The sequence below is a fragment of the Kushneria sp. Sum13 genome (assembly GCF_052692355.1).
This window is the reverse complement of the sequence record NZ_CP199847.1, coordinates 405,841-423,972: the sequence shown is the minus strand read 5'-3', so window position 1 is coordinate 423,972 and position 18,132 is coordinate 405,841. Positions and strand designations below refer to the sequence as shown.

Annotated in this window: 13 protein-coding genes and 1 pseudogene; 6 read left to right on the top strand and 8 right to left on the bottom strand. The window is 59.9% G+C overall.

Going from position 1 to position 18,132, the window contains the following annotated elements:
* Position 1 precedes the first annotated feature (1 nt).
* The 3 genes and pseudogenes from folP to rlmE form a co-directional block, all read right to left on the bottom strand.
* Positions 2 to 856, bottom strand: a complete 855-nt coding sequence (gene folP / locus ACUN8C_RS02000) for a dihydropteroate synthase (protein ID WP_445620700.1) — start codon at positions 854 to 856, stop codon at positions 2 to 4.
* A 95-nt stretch (positions 857 to 951) separates the two neighbouring features.
* Complete coding sequence (gene ftsH, locus ACUN8C_RS01995) at positions 952 to 2,928, bottom strand: ATP-dependent zinc metalloprotease FtsH (RefSeq protein ID WP_445620699.1); 1,977 nt, start codon at positions 2,926 to 2,928, stop codon at positions 952 to 954.
* Positions 2,929 to 3,015: 87 nt separating this feature from the next.
* A pseudogene (rlmE, locus tag ACUN8C_RS01990) lies at positions 3,016 to 3,663 on the bottom strand (23S rRNA (uridine(2552)-2'-O)-methyltransferase RlmE).
* 157 nt (positions 3,664 to 3,820) lie between these two features.
* Here rlmE and yhbY point away from each other — a divergent pair.
* The gene (gene yhbY, locus ACUN8C_RS01985) at positions 3,821 to 4,132 is read left to right on the top strand and encodes a ribosome assembly RNA-binding protein YhbY (protein ID WP_445620698.1); all 312 of its coding nucleotides are present in this window, start codon (positions 3,821 to 3,823) and stop codon (positions 4,130 to 4,132) included.
* A 99-nt stretch (positions 4,133 to 4,231) separates the two neighbouring features.
* On the opposite strand, the gene greA is transcribed toward yhbY, so the two are convergent.
* The 4 genes from greA to dapB form a co-directional block, all read right to left on the bottom strand.
* Entirely contained in the window at positions 4,232 to 4,711 is a 480-nt protein-coding gene (gene greA, locus ACUN8C_RS01980; RefSeq protein ID WP_445620697.1) for a transcription elongation factor GreA, read from the bottom strand.
* Complete coding sequence (gene carB, locus ACUN8C_RS01975; RefSeq protein WP_445620696.1) at positions 4,708 to 7,938, bottom strand: carbamoyl-phosphate synthase large subunit; 3,231 nt, start codon at positions 7,936 to 7,938, stop codon at positions 4,708 to 4,710. The genes greA and carB overlap by 4 nt, the downstream gene beginning before the upstream one ends.
* A gap of 88 nt (positions 7,939 to 8,026) precedes the next feature.
* On the bottom strand, positions 8,027 to 9,181 hold the full coding sequence (gene carA, locus ACUN8C_RS01970) for a glutamine-hydrolyzing carbamoyl-phosphate synthase small subunit (RefSeq protein ID WP_445620695.1): 1,155 nt from the start codon (positions 9,179 to 9,181) through the stop codon (positions 8,027 to 8,029).
* A gap of 266 nt (positions 9,182 to 9,447) precedes the next feature.
* A complete protein-coding gene (dapB, locus tag ACUN8C_RS01965; protein ID WP_445620694.1) occupies positions 9,448 to 10,281 on the bottom strand; it encodes a 4-hydroxy-tetrahydrodipicolinate reductase in 834 nt (277 codons plus the stop codon).
* Positions 10,282 to 10,370: 89 nt separating this feature from the next.
* Here dapB and ACUN8C_RS01960 point away from each other — a divergent pair, with 89 nt between their 5' ends.
* Positions 10,371 to 11,345: an esterase-like activity of phytase family protein gene (locus ACUN8C_RS01960; protein WP_445620693.1), complete on the top strand. Its 975-nt coding sequence runs from the start codon at positions 10,371 to 10,373 to the stop codon at positions 11,343 to 11,345.
* Positions 11,346 to 11,363: 18 nt separating this feature from the next.
* On the opposite strand, the gene ACUN8C_RS01955 is transcribed toward ACUN8C_RS01960, so the two are convergent.
* Positions 11,364 to 12,455: a substrate-binding domain-containing protein gene (locus ACUN8C_RS01955; RefSeq protein WP_445620692.1), complete on the bottom strand. Its 1,092-nt coding sequence runs from the start codon at positions 12,453 to 12,455 to the stop codon at positions 11,364 to 11,366.
* A 145-nt stretch (positions 12,456 to 12,600) separates the two neighbouring features.
* On the opposite strand from ACUN8C_RS01955, the gene ACUN8C_RS01950 reads away from it, so the two are divergent.
* From ACUN8C_RS01950 to ACUN8C_RS01935, 4 genes are read left to right on the top strand one after another with little or no spacing between them, the layout of a single operon-like run.
* On the top strand, positions 12,601 to 13,107 hold the full coding sequence (locus tag ACUN8C_RS01950) for a formate dehydrogenase subunit gamma (RefSeq protein ID WP_108844081.1): 507 nt from the start codon (positions 12,601 to 12,603) through the stop codon (positions 13,105 to 13,107).
* On the top strand, positions 13,107 to 14,675 hold the full coding sequence (locus tag ACUN8C_RS01945; RefSeq protein WP_445620691.1) for a formate dehydrogenase beta subunit: 1,569 nt from the start codon (positions 13,107 to 13,109) through the stop codon (positions 14,673 to 14,675). Before ACUN8C_RS01950 ends, ACUN8C_RS01945 begins: the two co-directional genes overlap by 1 nt.
* Positions 14,669 to 17,629, top strand: coding sequence for a formate dehydrogenase subunit alpha (fdhF, locus tag ACUN8C_RS01940; protein WP_445620690.1), 2,961 nt, complete (start codon positions 14,669 to 14,671; stop codon positions 17,627 to 17,629). The genes ACUN8C_RS01945 and fdhF overlap by 7 nt, the downstream gene beginning before the upstream one ends.
* A gap of 40 nt (positions 17,630 to 17,669) precedes the next feature.
* Positions 17,670 to 17,933, top strand: coding sequence for a formate dehydrogenase subunit delta (locus ACUN8C_RS01935; protein WP_445620689.1), 264 nt, complete (start codon positions 17,670 to 17,672; stop codon positions 17,931 to 17,933).
* The last annotated feature ends 199 nt before the right edge of the window (positions 17,934 to 18,132 follow it).

Below are 18,132 nucleotides of genomic sequence, written 5' to 3'. Positions count from 1 at the left end.
GCTATTTGCCTTCCTTGAGTACTGCACTGGTCATGCCAACGGCGTCAGCGCTGGCAGCGACATCATGTGTTCTGATAATCCAGGCGCCCTTGCTGACGGCAAGAGTTGTCAACGCCAACCCACCATAGAGACGTTCATCAACCTCGCGAGACAGCGTACGACCGATCATGCCCTTGCGAGAGGTACCGACCAGCAGGGGATAGCCCAGATGCTGGAGATACTCTAGGCGATTCATCAGACGCAGATTGTGCGCAAGCGTCTTTGCAAAGCCAAACCCCGGATCGACCAGCAATCGATCGCCATCCATACCGGCACCGCGACAGCGAGCGATCTTCTGCTCGAGAAATACAGCCACCTCTTCTTCAATAGGGCGTTCATATCGCGGGTCATTTTGCATGTTATCGGGCTCGCCCACCATATGCATGAGACATACGGGCAACCCCGAGGCTGCCGCTGCCTCAAGCGCCCCCGGACGCCTTAATGAGCGGACATCATTGATCATGCCAGCCCCTGCCTTCGTGATGGCGGTCATCACTTCCGGCGAACTGGTATCCACCGAAACCAGCGCCCCCAGCTCATGGGTCAGGCGTTCCACGATCGGCACTACCCGATCCAGCTCCTGCTGTACGCCAACAGGCGTGGCACCGGGCCGGGTGGATTCTCCCCCCACATCGATGATATCGGCACCCTCACGAAGCATCTCTGCGGCACGACGCAGAGCCGCATCGCCCAGAGCATGCTTTCCACCATCGGAAAAGGAGTCCGGCGTGACATTGAGAATGCCCATGACATGGGGCCTGTCACGGGACAGCCGGTGGCGCTCGCCGCACGACATGAAAGTAGCTTCTTTCGACATGATGATTCCTGAAACCCGAACTGACGACCTGTCATTGTAAGCAGTGGACATAAAAAAACCGCCCCGGAGGGCGGTCATGATACGTAAAACGCAGGTCAATGTCCGGAGGAACCACCCAGCGGATCAGAGGGACGACGCCGTGTGTCATCAGCACTGTCGCCATCATCCGGGTCTTCTACCGGACGTACATCCGCGGGACTGGTGTCGGGCACGCCCAGGCCACCGCTCGGACCGCTGCTGCCGGGCTCCTTCGGCGGACGCGGATCACGCCCTTCCATGATGTCGTTGATCTGATCGGCATCGATGGTTTCAAACTTGATCAGCGCATCGGTCATCGCATCGAGCTTGTCGCGATTATCATGCAGAATCTGCTCGGCCTGCTGATAGCACTCATCAATGATGCGGCGAATTTCGCGATCAAGCCTTGATGAAGTCTCTGCAGACGTGAACTTGCCACCGCCGTTACCCGGGCCACCGAGGAACTGATGTGACTCGTCCTCGTCATACATCAGCGGACCCATTTCCTGTGACAGGCCCCACTTGGCGACCATGTTGTGGGCAAGTTCGGTGGCACGCTTGATGTCGTTGGAGGCCCCCGTCGTGACGCCATTGGGCCCCAGCGTCATCTCTTCAGCAATACGTCCACCGAACAGGGAGCAGATCTGACTGATGATCTGCTGACGCGTATAGCTGTAGCGGTCCTCGCTGGGGAGGAACATGGTGACACCGAGCGCACGACCACGCGGAATGATCGTGACCTTGTAAACCGAATCATGCTCCGGCATCAAAAGACCGATGATAGCGTGACCGGCTTCATGATAAGCCGTGTTGCGCTTTTCCTTCTCGGACATGACCATCGAGCGCTTCTCGGCACCCATCATGATCTTGTCCTTGGCCATTTCAAGCTCGGCCATTCCAATCAGGCGACGATTCTTGCGGGCCGCAAAAAGGGCAGCTTCATTGACCACATTGGCCAGTTCCGCGCCGGAAAATCCCGGCGTTCCGCGTGCAATCATCTCTGGCTTTACATCATCAGCCAGCGGCACCTTGCGAAGATGCACGTTCAGAATGTGCTCACGCCCACGAATGTCGGGAAGACCTACAGTCACCTGGCGATCGAAGCGCCCGGGACGCAGCAGCGCAGGATCAAGCACGTCGGGACGGTTGGTGGCGGCAACGATGATGATACCTTCATTGGCTTCAAAACCATCCATCTCGACCAGCAGCTGATTCAGGGTCTGCTCACGTTCGTCATGACCGCCGCCCATACCGGAACCACGCGAACGGCCCACGGCATCAATTTCATCAATGAAGATGATGCAGGGCGCCTGCTTTTTGGCCTGCTCGAACATGTCACGCACTCGAGAGGCGCCGACACCCACAAACATCTCGACAAAGTCCGAACCCGAAATGGTAAAAAACGGTACTTGAGCCTCGCCGGCGATGGCCTTGGCAAGCAGGGTCTTGCCCGTTCCGGGCGGCCCCACCAGCAAAACGCCTCTTGGAATCTGTCCGCCAAGGCGCTGAAACTTGGAAGGATCCTTCAGGAAGTCGACCAGCTCTTCGACTTCTTCCTTGGCTTCATCACAGCCGGCCACGTCCTTGAAGGTTGTCTTGACCTGCTCATGAGACAGCAGCTTGGCCTTGGACTTGCCAAAGCTCATGGGGCCACCCTTGCCGGCGCCACCACCCTGCATCTGGCGCATAAAGAACAGGAAAATACCCAGAATCAACAGTATGGGGAAACTGGCAATCAGCAAACGAGACCAGATGCTCTGCTGATCGGGCTTCTTGCCCACCACGGTCACATTGTTGCTGAGCAGATCGTCCATCAGGCGCGGATCTTCTGCAGACGGCCTGATAGTCTGAAAACTGGAGCCATCATCGCGCTCGCCACGAATATCGTAGCCATCAATGGTGACCTGACGGATCTGTTTGTTTTGCACCTGCTCGACGAACTGGGAATAGTTCATCGCCTGCGGCGAATTATCGACGCTGAAGTTATTGAATACCGTCAGCAGTACCGCTGCGATAATCAACCATAGGATCAGATTCTTGGCCATGTCGTTCAAGGGGACACCCTCACTACGTGATTCTGCCTGCCAGGCGTGGCCCGGTATGTGTCGGATAGCTTGGGGCGCAGCCTGTCGATTACAAGCTCATGCGCGAAAACCGCGACCCAGCAGATATACTTCCCGCGATCCAGGATCGCGAGGCATCTGGCTTGCGAATAACTACTTTATCGAACCGGAGGCACATTTCCTTTAGATACTGATCAAAACCCTCACCCTGGAAGATCCTGGTCAGGAAATCGCCACCCGGCATCAGTACCTGCCGGGCCATATCAAGTGCCAGCTCTACAGGATACATGGCCCGGGCTGATCAATGCCCATCTTCCCGCTCGGATTGGGCGCCATGTCTAATAGCACAACGTTAACCTGTCGATTGCCCAGCGCCTCGAGCATAGCATGCAGCGTGGCCTCTTCCGTAAAGTCACCCTGAATGAAATCCACGCCCGCAATGGCATCCATCTCGAGAATATCAGTGGCAATAACCTGACCCTGATCTCCCACGCGCGTCGTGGCGACCTGACGCCATTCGCCCGGGGCAGCGCCCAGATCGATCACACTCATGCCCGGCGCAAACAGACGATCGCGATCATCGATTTCAAGCAGCTTGCAACTGGCACGGGAGCGATAGCCATCCGCCCAACTACGCTTTACCCGGATATCATCAAAGTGCTCCTTCACCCAGCCGTTGTCGGCTGAAGCCTTCTTGCCGGCAAGCGGCTTTTTGGCGCGTGTCACGTTAACTTCCGAAAAAAGGGATTGCCGTGCTATAGCGATCAAACACCAGCACGATTAAAGGAAAGAACACCGAACGTGATACAACCGTTGGCGCCATTGCCGTCGTGTGGAGTAAGATGATTGCACATGAAAAGGGATCGAGAGTTTTCAACATATCATGAGCCTTACAGCGGCACAAAAGAAAACCCTGCGTAGTGTTGGCCATATCCTCAATCCGGTTGTCCGGATCGGTGACAAGGGCCTGACCGAGGGTGTTACGGGTGAGCTTGAACGAGCACTCACCGACCATGAACTGATCAAGATCAGTATCGCCGGCGCAGAGCGCGATGAGCGTGCCGAGATCATTCAACACTTACTGGCGCAATCAGGCGCCGAACTGGTACAAAGCATTGGCAAGACTGCTCTGCTTTATCGCCACAACCCCAAGGCAGACCCGAGGCTTTCCAACGTGGCGCGTTATACGCAGTAATCGCCATAAAGCGTTGACGGCCCACGCCGGTGACCTGAATGCAAAAAGCCCCCCGACAGTGTCAGGGGGCTTTTTTTATAACGGGCAATGTGGCGCTGATCAGCCAACGTGCTCGACGCTGTCAATTTCATATTCGACATCGCCGCCGGGCGTTCGCACATTGACGACATCCCCTTCGGATTTGCCGACCAATGCACGAGCGATGGGCGAGTTGACCGAAATCTTGCCGTCCTTGATGCTGGCCTCGTCTTCACCAACGATGCGATAGGCCACTTCCTCATCGGTATCGAGGTTTAAAAGTTTGACCGTGGTGCCAAAGATGACCTTGCCGGTATGCGCTACCTTCGTGACATCAATGACCTGGGCATTGGACAGGCGCGACTCGATCTCCTGAATACGCCCTTCAATGAATCCTTGTTGTTCACGCGCCGCATGATACTCCGCATTTTCCTTGAGATCGCCGTGCTCGCGCGCCTCGGCAATGTCTGCAATCACGCGCGGACGATCAACACCCTTGAGCTGGTTAAGCTCTTCACGCAGGGCCTTTTCGCCCTGCACAGTCATCGGAACCCTGGTCATGCCGTTACACTCGTATGGAGTTCCTGAAGTCGCCGCACGGTAATCTCGTTACCATACTCAAGCGCCATACACACGGCACGCGCCCCGGCCAGGGTCGTGGCATAGGGCACCTTGTGTGACAGCGCCGAGCGGCGAATCATGGAAGAATCGTTAATGGCCTGCCGCCCCTCGGTCGTGTTCACGATGTAGGCAACCTCATCGTTTTTGATCATGTCGACAATATGGGGACGGCCTTCAAACACCTTGTTGACCGCCGTGACCGGCAGACCCGCAGCCTCAATGGCCTGCGCCGTGCCCTGTGTCGCGATCAACGTAAACCCTAATGTTAACAGAGAACGGGCCACGTCAATAACGCCCTCCTTGTCCGGATCACGAACAGAGAGGAACGCCTGGCGGTCACCGCTGAGGGCCGGAATGGCCTCTCCCGCGCCCAGCTGCGCCTTATAGAACGCCTCGGCGAAGGTCGTGCCGGTTCCCATGACCTCACCGGTCGACTTCATTTCCGGCGTCAGGATCGGATCCACGCCCGGAAACTTGTTGAAGGGGAAAACCGCTTCCTTGACGCTATAGAAGTTCGGAATGTGCTCACGGGTAAACTCAAGCTCTGCCAGCGTCTTGCCGGCCATAACGCGCGCCGCCAGCTGGGCCAGCGAGCGGCCTATGCACTTCGAGACAAACGGCACGGTACGCGAGGCGCGCGGATTGACCTCGATGACATAGATCTCGCCATCCTGCCAGGCCAGCTGCACGTTCATCAGGCCCACCACGTTGAGCTCCAGCGCCATGCGCTGCACCTGATCACGCATGCGATCCTGCACTTCACCCGGCAGCGAATAGGGCGGCAGTGAGCATGCCGAGTCCCCGGAGTGAACTCCGGCCTGCTCGATATGCTGCATGATGCCGCCAATCACGACCTCCTTGCCGTCACTGATGGCGTCAATGTCCACCTCAATGGCGGCATTGAGGAAGTGATCCAGCAGTACCGGCGAATCGTTGGAGACCTTGACCGCATGGGTCATGTAGTTCTCGAGCTCGTCAGCGGAATAAACGATCTCCATGGCGCGCCCACCCAGCACGTAGGACGGGCGTACCACCAGCGGATAACCGATTTTGGCGGCCTTGACGAAGGCATCTTCAAAACTGCGCGCCGTCGCGTTGTGAGGCTGCTTGAGACCGAGCTTTTCGATCATCTGCTGAAAGCGCTCACGATCCTCGGCACGGTCGATCGCATCCGGTGAAGTACCGATAATGGGTACCCCGGCCGCCTCCAGATCACGCGCCAGCTTCAGCGGCGTCTGGCCACCGAACTGCACGATGACCCCAACCGGCTTTTCCTTTTCGACAATCGCCAGCACGTCCTCAAGCGTTACCGGCTCGAAGTAGAGACGATCGGACGTGTCATAGTCGGTCGAGACGGTTTCAGGGTTACAGTTGACCATGATGGTCTCATAACCGTCTTCGCGCATGGCGAGTGCGGCATGGACGCAGCAGTAGTCAAACTCGATACCCTGACCGATCCGGTTGGGGCCACCGCCCAGCACCATGATCTTCTGACGATCGCTGGGATTGGCCTCGCACTCCTCTTCATAGGTGGAGTACATGTAGGCTGTTGATGTCGCGAATTCGGCCGCGCAGGTATCGACCCGCTTGAAGACCGGACGCACATCCAGCGCATGACGACGCTCTCTGAAGGCCTTTTCACTGACACCGATCAGCCGTGCGAGGCGCGCATCGCCAAAGCCGCGACGCTTGTAGAAATAGACCTGCTTGCGGCTGAGATCGTTCAGGGAAGCCTTGGCAATCTGGCCTTCCAGAACCATCAGTTCCTGAATCTGAATCAAGAACCAGCGGTCGATTTTGGTGAAGTTGAAGACCTCATCCAGCGACAGACCGGCTCGGAAGGCATCGGCCACAAAAAATATCCGGTCAGCGCCCGGACGCTGCAGCTCACCCTGCATCAGCTGACGCGACGCCTCATCGAAATCGGTAAGCTTCGGATCCAGCCCGTCGACACCGATCTCCAGACCGCGCAGCGCCTTTTGCAGCGACTCCTGGAAGGTGCGCCCGATGGCCATGACCTCGCCCACCGACTTCATCTGGGTGGTCAGCCGATCGTTCGCCTGCGGGAACTTTTCGAAGGTAAAGCGCGGAATCTTGGTCACGACATAGTCAATGGCCGGCTCAAACGAGGCAGGTGTGGCACCGCCGGTAATGTCGTTTTGCAGCTCATCAAGCGTATAGCCCACGGCCAGCTTGGCCGCGACCTTGGCGATCGGGAAGCCGGTAGCCTTGGACGCCAGTGCCGAAGAGCGGGAGACGCGCGGATTCATCTCGATAACCACCATGCGCCCGGTGTCCGGGTCCACGCCAAACTGCACGTTGGAGCCGCCGGTCTCGACGCCGATTTCCCGCAGTACCGCCAGCGATGCATTACGCATGATCTGGTACTCTTTATCGGTCAGCGTCTGCGCCGGTGCCACGGTAATGGAGTCACCGGTGTGCACGCCCATCGGATCGAAGTTTTCGATCGCGCACACAATGATGCAGTTGTCGTTTTTATCCCGCACGACCTCCATCTCGTACTCTTTCCAGCCCAGCAGCGACTCATCAATCAGCAGCTCATGGTTGGAAGAAAGCTCAAAACCGCGATGGCAGATCTCTTCAAACTCTTCCCGGTTGTAGGCCACGCCACCACCGGAGCCGCCCATGGTATAGGACGGACGAATAATGCAGGGAAAGCCCAGCTCGGACTGGATTTCCCAGGCTTCCGGCATCGAGTGTGCCACCTTGGCCTTCGGGCACTCAAGACCGATGTTTTTCATCGCCTTGTCAAAAAGGTCCCGGTCTTCGGCCTTTTCAATGGTCTTGGCATCGGCACCGATCAGCTCGACGCCGAACTCATCAAGAATGCCGCGGCGGTCGAGTTCAAGCGCACAGTTGAGCGCGGTCTGTCCGCCCATGGTCGGAAGCACCGCATCAGGGCGCTCACGCTCGATAATGCGCGCGACGGTCTCCCAGGTGACCGGCTCGATATAGGTCGCATCCGCCATGACCGGGTCGGTCATGATGGTGGCCGGGTTGGAGTTGACCAGAATGACCCGGTATCCCTCCTCACGCAGCGCCTTGCAGGCCTGGGCGCCGGAATAGTCGAATTCACAGGCCTGGCCGATAACGATGGGGCCAGCGCCAATGATCAGAATGCTTTTCAGGTCGGTACGTTTTGGCATGACGATTTCACTGCGTCGAAAAATGGGATGCGAACAAGTCGGATGCGATGGCGGCCCGACGGCGGCAAACGCCGCCGCCGGGACCGGGTCAGGCTGCCTGACGGCGACCCTCCATCATGGCCACAAAGCGATCAAACAACGGTGAAACATCATGTGGCCCGGGACTGGCTTCCGGATGCCCCTGAAAGCTGAAGGCCGGTGTATCGGTCAGCTCGATGCCCTGCAGGGTGTGGTCAAACAGCGATCGATGCGTGGCCCGCACGTTGGCCGGCAGGGATGCCTCGTCAACGGCAAAACCATGGTTCTGACTGGTGATCATGACACGGCCGCGATCAATATCCAGTACCGGATGATTGGCGCCGTGATGGCCCTGTTTCATCTTGATGGTTTTTGCCCCGCTGGCGAGCGCCAGCAGCTGATGCCCCAGACAGATGCCAAAAACCGGCGTGCCGGTGGCCAGAATTTCCTGAATGGCCCGGATGGCATAGTCACACGGTTCCGGGTCGCCCGGACCGTTGGCCAGAAAAACACCGTCCGGATTCATCGCCATCACCTCACTGGCGGGCGTCTGCGGCGGCACCACGGTCAGGCGGCAGCCCCGGCTGGTCAGCATGCGAAAGATGTTGTGCTTGGTGCCAAAATCATAGGCCACCACGTGCCAGGGGCGTTCACGCTGGCGAAAATCGGCGTACCCCTTGCTCAGCTGCCACTCACCGTCATGCCACTCATGAATCTCGCGGGTACCGGCCTCGCGAGCCAGATCCATGCCCTTGAGCCCCGGAAAGGCTTTCGCGGCCGCCTGGGCACGCGCCACGGCGTCATCGCCCTGGGCATCCGCCCCGGCCACAATGGCCCCGTTCTGGGCACCCTTGTCACGCAGAAGTCGGGTCAGACGGCGCGTGTCGATATCGGCAATGCCCAGAATGCCGTGGGCAGCCAGATAGTCATCAAGGGCGCGGACGCTGCGAAAATTGCTGACCAGACGGGGCAGATCACGAATGACCAGGCCGGCGGCATGAATGCGGTGGGATTCGACATCCTCTTCATTGATGCCGGTGTTGCCGATATGGGGATAGGTAAGGGTCACAATCTGGCGAGAATAGGAAGGGTCGGTCAGGATCTCCTGATAACCCGTCATGGCCGTATTGAAGACCACCTCGCCACTGGTTTCTCCGTCGGCGCCAATGGAGACGCCGTGAAATACGCTGCCATCCTCGAGCGCCAGAATCGCGGGTTTGATCAATGCAACGTCCTCCACAGGGCAAAAGAAACTGTCAGCGAAAGCAACATGCCACAACGCTGACCGCAAAACCGGCCGTCTGGCGACCCCGTCGACCATGCCCTCCCGGCACGTTCTGGTAACAGACATGCCCCCGGGCTGCAAAAAAGCGGGACGAAACCCTGAAGGGCTTCATCCCGCTTTGTTTTATCGCCATGGTCTGCGGGTTCGACCCGGCCAAATTGTGCCGATAATATCGGATTTCACCCCCGCATGCCATCACACAATGATCAGGCCTGTGGGTCGGCGGGCAGGGCCTGCTTGAGTCCCAGCACATCCTGCATGTCGTAATGACCGGCCCTTTGATCCATCAGCCAGTGCGCAGCCCGTACGGCACCCCGCCCAAAGGTCAACCGACTCGACGCCTTGTGAGTGATCTCGATGCGCTCGCCCTCGGCGGCAAAAAGCACGGTATGCTCGCCCACGATGTCGCCACCGCGGATGGTGGAAAAGCCGATTTCCCGCGCACTTCGAGGGCCGATCTGACCCACGCGCTGATAGACGCCATCGGCTTTCAGATCACGGCCCAGCGGCTCGGCCACGGCCCGGCCCATCATCAGGGCCGTGCCCGAAGGTGCATCCACCTTGTGACGGTGATGCGCCTCGATGATTTCGATATCAAAGCCGGCATCGCCCAGCGCCCGAGCCGCCGTAGCGAGCAGGTTGAGTGACAGGTTGACGCCGGTACTCATGTTGGCGGCAAACACGAAAGGTACCGTTGATGCGTAACCTTCCAGCGTTTTCAGCTGCTCATCGTTGAATCCGGTGGTCCCGATCACGAGACGCTTGCCGTGCTCGGCGCAAACCGCCAGATTATCCAGCGTCAGGGCCGGCGTGGTGAAGTCGATCAGAACATCGAAGTCATCAATGATGGCCTCGAGACTGCCCGCCAGCATCACGCCCAGACGCCCCTGACCGGCCAGCTCACCGGCATCGGCCCCTTTCAGCGAGCTGTCCGGACGAACGACGGCGCCTGTCAACCGAGCGCTGTCGTCACTGCTGACCGCCTCGATCAGCATTTTGCCCATGCGTCCTGCCGCGCCCATGATGGCAATTCGTGTCACATATCCCCCTGCTCATTGCTCATATTCATCATTTGCCCGTGCTCATCTCTGCCACTATAACCCATCAGACCTCGCAACCGGACGGCCCCATGGCGGACAGACGTACCCAACACCTTTTTGCTGCCACTGTGCTTGCCCTGTGGCTGACTCTGCTGTCCGGCTGCACCCGGGCAGGCGTTGTCGATCCGGGCGGGCCGCCCGGCGGCTCACGCCCCGAGCACCTTGAGTGGTGCGGCATGCTGGAACTGCCGGATCACATGCCCGATGGCCAACCTCTCGGGGGACTGTCGGAACTGGCGTTTGACCCCGACAGTCATCTGTTATACCTGCTGTCCGACCGCGCCCGGCTCTACCGCGCTCGTCCCCATTTTGATGACCGCCAGCAACTGACGCGCCTTGAACTGCTGGACTCGATACCGCTTCGTGATCAAAAGGGCCAACCGCTCAAAATGCCCTGGGCCGACAGCGAATCGATGGTGCTGACCAAAGGAGAAAACGGCGCGACGCAGCTTTTGATCGGGTTTGAGCGCCACCATCGACTACAGCGTTTTACGCTTGACGGGCGACCACTGGGAGACGCCATTCGACCGCCGGCACTGGAAGGCGCGCGTGACAACGGCAGTCTGGAAGCGCTGGTCAACCACCCTCGGTACGGCATCATTGCCGGGCTTGAATTTGCCTCACGCGGTATGGCCGCCAACGAAAGCCGGTTATTTGATCTCAAGGGACATCAGTGGCGCTGGCAGCGCAGCAGTGCCAACAGCGGTCTGACGGCGATGGCACCACTGGGCGATGACCTCCTGCTGCTGGAGCGCGACTTCAAGGTCGGCAGGCCCCTGACCATCTCATTGCGGCGCGCTCGAATTTCAGATGCCACACCGGGCAGCGTCGTGCCCGGCAGCACCATTGCCCGTCTGGCCAGCGACGAAGGCTGGCGGCTGGACAACTTTGAGGGATTGGCACACATCGCGCCACATCGCTATCTGATGATCAGCGACGATAACCTGAACTGGTTACAGCGCTCGCTTCTAGGATGTTTTGACGTCCCGCCACCTGCAAAGTGACCACCCAGCCGGCGGTCATCAGCACGCTGCTCCGGGGCCTGCCGCGTTTTCTGCCAGCAGCGTCTCAAGGGTCATCACTTCCCCGCAGCGGTCCGGCGCGTAACCATTCAGGCCCGCCAGCTCGGCCAGAAAGCCGCGCGAGGCCATATAGCCCAGCAGCGCCTGCATGTTGTCCTGAGCCAGCCGTTCGGTGTGACAGACCAGTAAATAGTGCTCGGTGGCCAGAGAAACGAAATCAAGCCCGAACTGCGTAGCGGCCGCCTCTACCCCAAAGCCTGCATCCGCCATGCCCGCCGCCACGTAGGCGGCCACGGCGGTATGTGTGAACTCCTCGTGCCTCGCATCGGGCAGGTCGGTCTCATCGACACCCTGCTCTGCCAGCAGCAGATCAAACAGCATGCGGGTCCCGGAGCGTTCGTTACGATGAATAAATCGAATATCGCCGCGCGCCAGATCTTTCATGGTACGAATTCGATGATGATCCTCATGACGCAGCATCAGCCCCTGTCGCCGGGTCACAAAGCGGATAACGCTTAAATTCTGACCGGAGAGCCAGGGGTGATAGACCGCCATGACCTGCTCGGCCAGCTGCGGGTCCACCGGCAGATGAAGACTGGCCAGATCACACTCATCGCGACGCAGCGCTTCGAGCGCTTCCATCGAGGTGCAATAGCGTAAATCCAGCTCCCCGGGGAAATCCGGCAATAGAGCGACGGCGTAACCGTGACTGGCATGCAGACGCAGCACGGGATGGGCACCGTCCAGCAGCTGCTGCAGCTGGTGGTTGAGCTCGGAAGCCATGCTGTCGATCTGCGGCCCCAGCCGCGCACGTACCCGCTGCTCCGCCCATAGAAGCTTTTCTCCCAGCGGGGACAGCTTCGTGCCATGGCCACGGCGCATCTCCACCAGCGCCATGCCAAAGAAGGTCTCGGCCCGATTGAGCAGATTCCAGGCATGCCGATAGGAGACATTGGCCCGGCTGGCGGCATGCGTCAGCTTGCCGGTCTCGAGCAGCCCGGCCAGCAGCACGAACAGCACCGGGTCGAGCAGCTCGCCATCCTCGCGATAAAAGCGCCATGCCGGAACGATATTCAACTTTTTGCTAAGCATTTTCGTTCATATTTTGCCGCCGTATAGAGAGTGCTAATTTGATCGCGAACGTGACCCTGACTTAAAGCAGTTATGAATAACGATTCCTATAAGACGATCGGATGAGCGATGTCGCTTGAATCCTCCGACCTGATGAGATCCGGCCATGTCACAGATCCCTTCCCCCGTCGCCGACGCCTGGACGCCGGCGCAAATTCAGGCAGTGATTGACGCCCATCGCGAGAGACCGGGCGCCATGCTGCCGACCCTGCACGCCATTCAGGACCGCTTCGGCTTCATTCCTGACGAGGCGGTGCCCATGATTGCCGAGACACTGCGCCATACCCGCGCCGAAGTTCACGGCATCATCAGCTTTTATCACCACTTTCGCACCCATCCGGCAGGACGCAGCGTCATTCAGATCTGTCGCGCCGAAGCCTGTCAGTCGGTCGGCAGCCGCCAGCTCGAAGCGCACGCCAAGGCGTCGCTGGGTGTGGATTATCACCAGACCACGCCGGATCACGAGTTCACCCTCGAGCCGGTCTACTGTCTGGGCAACTGCGCCTGCGGTCCTTCCATCCGCGTCAATGACGACGTTTACGGGCGCATGACGCCTGAACAGTTTGATGAATTGACCGATGAGCTGTCGGCAACCGTCGTGGAGGTGAAGTGATGGCCATTACCGTTTATGTCCCTCGGGATACCACGGCCCTGGCGCTGGGTGCCGATCGGGTCGCCACCCGGCTTCAGCGCGGCGCAAAGGCCCGCGATGTCGAGATCAACATCGTGCGCAATGGCTCCCGTGGCCTGTTTTATCTGGAACCGCTGCTTGAAGTCGATACGCCTGACGGCCGCATGGCGTTTGGTCCGGTCACGCCCGGTGACGTCGAATCCCTGCTGGATGCCGGGTTGCTTGAGGGCCGACAGGATCATCCCCTGGCACTCGGGCTGACCGAAGAGATCGCCTATCTCAAACGCCAGCAGCGTCTGACCTTTTCACGCATCGGTATTACCGACCCCGTGTCGATCGAGGACTACACGGCCCTGCGCGGCTTTGAAGGTCTGAAAAAGACGCTGGCGCTGGACAGCCAGGCCGTGGTGGATGAGGTCAAGACCTCCGGCCTGCGCGGTCGTGGCGGCGCGGCCTTCCCCACCGGCATCAAGTGGCAGACCGTCCACGACCAGGCCCCGGGCCAGAAGTATGTGGTCTGCAATGCCGATGAAGGCGACTCCGGCACCTTCGCTGACCGTCTGGTGATGGAGTGTGATCCCTACATGCTGATCGAGGGCATGGCCATTGCCGGCCTCGCCGTAGGCGCCGATCAGGGCTACATCTACCTGCGCTCCGAATATCCGCTGGCGCATGCCATTCTGGATGAAGCAATCGAGCGCGCCGTCAACGCCGGCTATCTCGGCGATAACATTCAGGGCAGCGGTCGCGCCTTTCATCTGGAAGTGCGCCTGGGGGCCGGTGCCTATATCTGCGGCGAAGAAACGTCCCTGCTGGAAAGCCTTGAAGGCAAGCGTGGGCTGGTGCGCGCCAAACCACCGCTGCCCGCCATCGAGGGGCTGTTTGGCCGGCCCACCGTGGTCAACAACGTACTGTCGCTGGCGGCAGTTCCTTTCATCATGGATCAGGGCGGTCAGACCTATGCCGACTATGGCCTGGGTCGCTCGCGCGGGACGCTGGCCATTCAGCTGGCCGGCAACGTCAAGCGCGGCGGACTGGTAGAGCTGGCCTTCGGCACCAGCCTGATTGAGCTGATGGAAGGGTTTGGCGGTGGCACCCTGAGCGGTCGCCCGCTCAAGGCCGTTCAGGTCGGTGGCCCACTGGGTGCCTATCTGCCAGAAAGCCAGTGGGACAACCCGGTCGACTATGAAGGCTTCGCCGCGTTTGGGGGCGTGGTCGGCCATGGCGGCGTGGTGATGTTCGATGACACCGTCGACATGGGCGACCAGGCCCGATTTGCCATGGAATTTTGCAGCGTGGAGTCCTGCGGCAAGTGCACGCCGTGCCGAATCGGTGCCGTGCGTGGCGTGGAGGTCATTGATCGCATCCGCGCCGGCGAGTCGTTTGATAAAAACCTCGCTCTGCTCACCGATCTCTGCGACACCATGGTCGATGGCTCTCTGTGCGCCATGGGCGGCATGACGCCGTTCCCGGTCCAGAGCGTCATGCAGCACTTTCCCGATGATCTGACACCTCGACAAGCCGTCACGGCGGGTGGTACGACATGCTGAATTATTTCGATCCCAAGACAGTCGATCCCAAACAATCCGGTGCCCACCAGTTCAACGCAGGGCTGGGCGGTGTCGGTGAGTACCAGAACACCTTCAATCCGGCGTTTTTCGACCGCGATCTGGGCACCCCGGCACGCGTCTCCGAAACGCCGGTCGAGCTGACCATCGACGGCACGGCCATTCGCGTGCCCGAAGGCACCTCCGTCATGCGCGCCGCCGCGCTGGCCGGCATTACCATTCCCCGCCTGTGCGCCTCGGACAATCTCGAAGCGTTCGGCTCGTGCCGACTCTGTGCCGTGGAGATCGAAGGCCGGCGCGGCATGCCGGCCTCGTGTACCACGCCGGTGGTTGAGGGCATGTCTGTCACGACGCAAAACGCTAAAATCGCGAAGCTGCGCCGCAACATCATGGAGCTCTACATCTCCGACCACCCGCTGGACTGTCTGACCTGTCCGGCCAATGGCGACTGTGAGCTGCAGGACATGGCCGGTGTCGTGGGACTTCGCGAGGTGCGCTACGGCTTTGATGGTGCCAACCATCTCGATGCCGAGATCGATGACTCCAATCCCTATTTCAGCTTCGACCCGAGCAAGTGCATCGTCTGCTCGCGCTGCGTGCGTGCCTGCGGTGAGGTTCAGGGCACCTTTGCGCTGACCATCGAAGGTCGCGGTTTCGACTCCAAGGTGGCCGCCAGCCAGAACGAACCGTTCATGGACTCCGAGTGCGTTTCCTGCGGCGCCTGTGTTCAGGCCTGCCCCACCTCGACACTGATGGAGAAAAGCGTCATCGAGGAAGGCGTGCCGGAACACAGCGTCGTGACCACCTGCGCCTACTGCGGCGTGGGCTGCTCGTTTGAAGCACAGATGAAGGGCGACAAGCTGGTACGCATGGTCCCCTACAAGGGTGGCGATGCGAACCACGGTCACTCCTGCGTCAAGGGTCGCTTTGCCTTTGGCTACGCCACCCACAAGGACCGTATTCGCGAGCCGATGATTCGCGATTCGATCGACCAGCCCTGGCGTGCCGTCTCCTGGGAGGAGGCCATCGGCTTCGCTGCCCGCCGTCTCAGAGAGATTCAGGCACAGTACGGCCGCGACAGCGTTGGCGGCATCACGTCATCACGCTGCACCAATGAAGAAACCTATCTGGTCCAGAAGCTGATCCGTGCCGCGCTGGGCAACAACAACACCGACACCTGCGCCCGCGTCTGCCATTCGCCGACCGGTTATGGCCTCAAGGCCACGCTGGGTGAATCCGCGGGGACCCAGACGTTCGACTCGGTCATGAAGGCCGACACCATCCTGGTCATTGGCGCCAACCCCACCGATGCGCATCCGGTGTTTGCTTCACAGATGAAGCGCCGGCTGCGTCAGGGTGCCACGCTGATTGTGGCCGACCCGCGCCGAATCGACCTGCTGAGAACGCCTCACGGCGGTCGGAGCCAGCATCTGGCGCTCAAGCCGGGGACCAACGTGGCGCTGGTCAATGCGCTGGGCCATGTGGTGGTGACCGAAGGCCTGGAGGATACCGACTTCATCGCCAGGCGCTGTGACACCGAGGGCTATCAGCGCTGGCGCACGTTCATTTCTGATCCGCGTCATGCCCCGGAAGCCGTGGAAAGCGAAACCGGCGTTCCTGCCGAGGCCGTTCGCGAAGCCGCGCGCACCTACGCCAGTGCCGGCAACGGTGCGATCTACTACGGACTGGGCGTGACCGAACACAGCCAGGGCTCGACCACGGTCATGGCGATCGCCAACCTGGCGATGGCGACCGGCAACATCGGTCGTGAAGGGGTTGGGGTCAACCCGCTGCGCGGACAGAACAACGTTCAGGGCTCCTGCGACATGGGCTCGTTCCCGCATGAACTGCCGGGCTATCAGCACGTGGCAGACCCGGAGATCCGCCAGCGCTTTGAAACCATCTGGAACGCCACACTCGATGACGAGCCGGGGCTTCGCATTCCCAACATGTTTGACGCTGCCATCAATGGCACCTTCAAGGCGCTCTACGTGCAGGGCGAGGACATCGCACAGTCCGATCCCAACACCCAGCACGTCGAATCGGCCCTGTCAGCGCTGGATTGCCTGATCGTGCAGGATATTTTCCTCAACGAGACGGCCAAATACGCCCATGTGCTGCTGCCAGGCGCTACTTTCCTTGAGAAAAACGGCACTTTCACCAACGCCGAGCGTCGCATCAACCGCGTACGCCGGGTCATGCCACCGGTGGCCGGCAAGGAAGACTGGGAAGTCACTCAGGATCTGGCCAACGCGCTGGGCTATCCCATGAACTACAGCCATCCGTCCGAGATCATGGACGAGATCGCAAGCCTTGCACCGACCTTCACCGGGGTGAGCTATAACAAGCTCGAACAGCTCGGCAGCATTCAGTGGCCCTGCAATGACGACTATCCGCTCGGCACGCCCACCATGCACGGCGTGGATTTCCCGATCGGCAAGGGAAGCTTTGCCATCACCGAATACGTGGCAACGGAAGAGCGGGTCAATGCGCGCTATCCGCTGCTGCTGACCACCGGGCGCATCCTTAGCCAGTACAATGTGGGCGCGCAGACACGGCGCACTGCCAACAGCAACTGGCATTCGGAGGACGTGCTGGAGATCCATCCGGCGGATGCCGAGGATCGCGGCCTGCATGATGGTGACTGGCTGGGCATTCGCAGCCGCGTGGGCCACACCGTGCTGCGCTGTCTGGTCAGCGATCGCATGGCGCCGGGCGTGGTCTATACCACCTTCCACCATCCGGGCAGTGGTGCCAACGTGATCACCACCGACAACTCCGACTGGGCCACCAACTGCCCCGAGTACAAGGTGACGGCGGTGCAGGTCGAGAAGGTCTCGCAGCCCTCGTCCTGGCAGCAGCAGTTCCAGCGCTTTGACGAACGCCAGCAGGGCTATCTGGCCAACGCCGAGTCACCGGAACCGGCACTCAAATGAGCGCCGGCGACCATGACCCTATCCGGACTGCGAGGTTGACATGAACGACCCCATTGTACCGCTGATCAAGATGGTCAATCAGATCAGCCTCAACAACCGTCATCATGACAGTGATGAGGCGGCGGCCGAGCAGATTGCCGGTCATCTCAAGAGATTCTGGGCTCGTGACATGAAACGCCAGATCATCGACTACGCCGATCACGACGGCAGCGAGCTTGATCCCGTTTCAAGGCTTGCGGTGGCACGACTGAAGACCATGTCGGATGTGGTGAGAGACTGGGAGGAGACCTCCGACGCCGGCTGAGCCAGCGCGAAGCGCCTTTTGAAGTGACCCATTGATGGCCCCCCTGCAATCTACCTGCAGGCGGGGCCATTTTCCTGTGATGTTGCCCGGATTCTGTCAGGCCCGAGACCCCTCTCAAGACATCGTGTTGCCAATTTGCCTGTTCGCTACCGTCGTCGCCCCATGCTGCTCGACGCCGTGAATGAAACCTCGCATAATG

What these genes read in the sequence shown, in the direction of transcription:
- folP (WP_445620700.1), bottom strand. Translation starts at nt 856, where the DNA reads ATGTCGAAAGAAGCTACTTTCATGTCGTGCGGCGAGCGCCACCGGCTG.
- yhbY (WP_445620698.1), top strand. Translation starts at nt 3,821, where the DNA reads ATGAGCCTTACAGCGGCACAAAAGAAAACCCTGCGTAGTGTTGGCCAT.
- greA (WP_445620697.1), bottom strand. Translation starts at nt 4,711, where the DNA reads ATGACCAGGGTTCCGATGACTGTGCAGGGCGAAAAGGCCCTGCGTGAA.
- carB (WP_445620696.1), bottom strand. Translation starts at nt 7,938, where the DNA reads ATGCCAAAACGTACCGACCTGAAAAGCATTCTGATCATTGGCGCTGGC.
- ACUN8C_RS01960 (WP_445620693.1), top strand. Translation starts at nt 10,371, where the DNA reads ATGGCGGACAGACGTACCCAACACCTTTTTGCTGCCACTGTGCTTGCC.
- ACUN8C_RS01955 (WP_445620692.1), bottom strand. Translation starts at nt 12,455, where the DNA reads ATGCTTAGCAAAAAGTTGAATATCGTTCCGGCATGGCGCTTTTATCGC.
- ACUN8C_RS01950 (WP_108844081.1), top strand. Translation starts at nt 12,601, where the DNA reads ATGTCACAGATCCCTTCCCCCGTCGCCGACGCCTGGACGCCGGCGCAA.
- ACUN8C_RS01945 (WP_445620691.1), top strand. Translation starts at nt 13,107, where the DNA reads ATGGCCATTACCGTTTATGTCCCTCGGGATACCACGGCCCTGGCGCTG.
- fdhF (WP_445620690.1), top strand. Translation starts at nt 14,669, where the DNA reads ATGCTGAATTATTTCGATCCCAAGACAGTCGATCCCAAACAATCCGGT.
- ACUN8C_RS01935 (WP_445620689.1), top strand. Translation starts at nt 17,670, where the DNA reads ATGAACGACCCCATTGTACCGCTGATCAAGATGGTCAATCAGATCAGC.